The organism is Candidatus Darwinibacter acetoxidans, from assembly GCF_041936445.1.
In the GTDB taxonomy this organism is placed as follows: Bacteria; Bacillota; Limnochordia; order Darwinibacteriales; family Darwinibacteriaceae; genus DTU010.
The window spans coordinates 1-2,054 of the sequence record NZ_JBHGXH010000136.1 but is presented as its reverse complement, the minus strand read 5'-3'; the positions used below and the strand labels follow the sequence as shown (position 1 = coordinate 2,054).

The 2,054-nt window shown below is 56.7% G+C and carries 3 protein-coding genes; all 3 read right to left on the bottom strand.

Features of this window, described 5'->3' with window-relative positions; all coding sequences use genetic code 11:
• Positions 1–401, bottom strand: a 401-nt coding sequence (locus tag ACE4YL_RS04965; protein ID WP_461369323.1) for an AMP-binding protein, incomplete at its 3' end; no start/stop codon positions are given.
• Positions 402–633: 232 nt separating this feature from the next.
• Entirely contained in the window at positions 634–1,701 is a 1,068-nt protein-coding gene (locus tag ACE4YL_RS04960; RefSeq protein ID WP_461369322.1) for an alanine/ornithine racemase family PLP-dependent enzyme, read from the bottom strand.
• The coding region (locus ACE4YL_RS04955; RefSeq protein WP_461369321.1) for a glutamate mutase L at positions 1,698–2,054 on the bottom strand (357 nt) is incomplete at its 5' end. The genes ACE4YL_RS04960 and ACE4YL_RS04955, both read right to left, overlap by 4 nt.

The window sequence follows — 2,054 nt, the reverse complement described above, 5'->3', positions numbered from 1 at the left end:
TCCTGGCAGATTACCACCCGGGCCCCGCTGTCGGCAAGCTGGTGCCTTACCTCCTGGCTGGTGTAGACCGGGCTGATGGGCGTTACTACCGCGCCCAGTTTTAGAATCGCCAGGTAAGAGATAATGAACTGGGGTGAGTTTAACAGGTAGAGCGCCACCCGGTCACCTTTTTTCACACCGAGCTGGTGCATGGAGGCAGCCAATCTATGCACCTGTCTTTTCAATTCGCTATATTTCATCTTGCTGCCGTAGAAAAATACTGCGATATGATTGCTGTAGCGCTCCGCCATTTCGTCGAAGAGATCCGGCAGTGAAACCTGTGGAAGCTCGAGCGACCGGGGTACATCTTCCGGGTAAAGCCGGCACCAGGGCCTGGATAAATATATATTTTTTGTCTCCATTATCTAGAACCATCTCCTCCGGCAATGTTTATAATTATATGATTTTTTCTACAATTATTACACTATTCCTGCCTGAAAATTCTTATGTATGGGATAATTCTGTTATCTGGTACAAATAAAGATCCCGGATCCTGTTCCAACAGAATCCGGGCAAGCGCAAAATTAATTGGCAGAATGTATTTCAGCCTAGATGATATTCATTAAGAAAGGGGGCGGTTTTTAAGTTGTTGGCTCAAACCGCCCTTTTGGTCACATAGGGGGAGGTGCTTGCCCGCAGCAGGGCGCTGTAGGTGAGCTTGAATTCAAGGATGGAGCCCACTTCAACGGGCAAAGCCGCCTCTTCAACATCGCAGATGAGGTGATCGGAAGAGGCGCCCAGGATCTCGATGCCCGGCTCAAGGGGAATCAGCCCTTCGGGATCAACATCCTGCCGGCCCACGGCCAGGAGGGCGCGCCTTCTAATGCCCCGATCTTTGAAATAAGGCACATTCCCGAAAGCATCCTGCCCGATCTCGCCAATGGGTTTGGAGGGTTTCTGCTGCACCTCGATCACCTCGGCTTTAAGGAGAAAGGCATCAGCGAAGCACCCGGGGATCGCTTCCCTGCAGACGGCCTCATTGCCGAGAAGAATGCCTTCGCCTATTCTCAGCTCGGTTATACCGGGCGGCACCTGCTGCTCCAGGACCATTTTCAAGTTGGCTGATGTCCCCCCGGAGACACGCTCCAGTTTCCTGCCGAGGCGCCGCTCCACCTTCTCTTTTACCTCGAGAAGAAGTTCCATTGTCGTGACGGTGGGGATGACGCCGCCGTAACAGGCCAGGTTGGTGCCGATGCCGGCCAGGCGGATCCCCGGCACCTTCTCCATCTCATGGGCCACTTCGGGGGCCCGCTCCGCGATGACCCCTTCGCGCAGGTCGCCCAGGTCGACCATGAGGATGACGTTATGGCGCCGTCCCGCCTGCAAGGCCGCCTCGCCGAGGCGGCGCACTGTGCTGATCTCTGAATTCAGGCTGGTGTCTGCATAAGCTACAGCCTCGGCACACTGCGACGGGCCCGGTGCGCGCAGCAGAATGGTCTCACCCCGGTAACCCCACTCCCTGATCCGGGCCAGGTTGGCAATGCGGGAATCCCCGATGGCGGCGGCGCCTCCCCTGATCATCGCCCCGACCACATCCAGGTTTGCCGATGTCCCCTTGGCTACGCCTACCAGGCGCATACTCTGCTTTTGCAGAAGCCCGGCCACCAGGCCGGTGTTATGCTCAATTTTTCGCGGATCAATTGCCAGCAGCGGATAGGTCATGCTTTCAACTCCAGACTGTCCAGTAATAACTCCATGGCCTGCTCGGGATAGCGCCTGGCCAGCACCCCGCACGTGGCCATAATATAGCTGCGGTCAATAGCAACCCGGGCCGCTTTTGGATAGAGTTCACGCCCATAGCCTTGTCCGGTGAGCCGGGCCAGCGCTTCCCTGCCCCCGGGGAGCTGGGTCAGCGGTCCCCCGGTGCCGATAATCGTCTTCACGCCGGTAAGATCCTTTCCTGATGCCAGGGTCATCCGTCCCCCGGGGCCATAGAGATACTTTATCGTCCCGGCATGGCGTTTAAAAGCAATTTCGCAGGCGGCATCCCGCAGGTATTTCACCAGCGAAAGCTC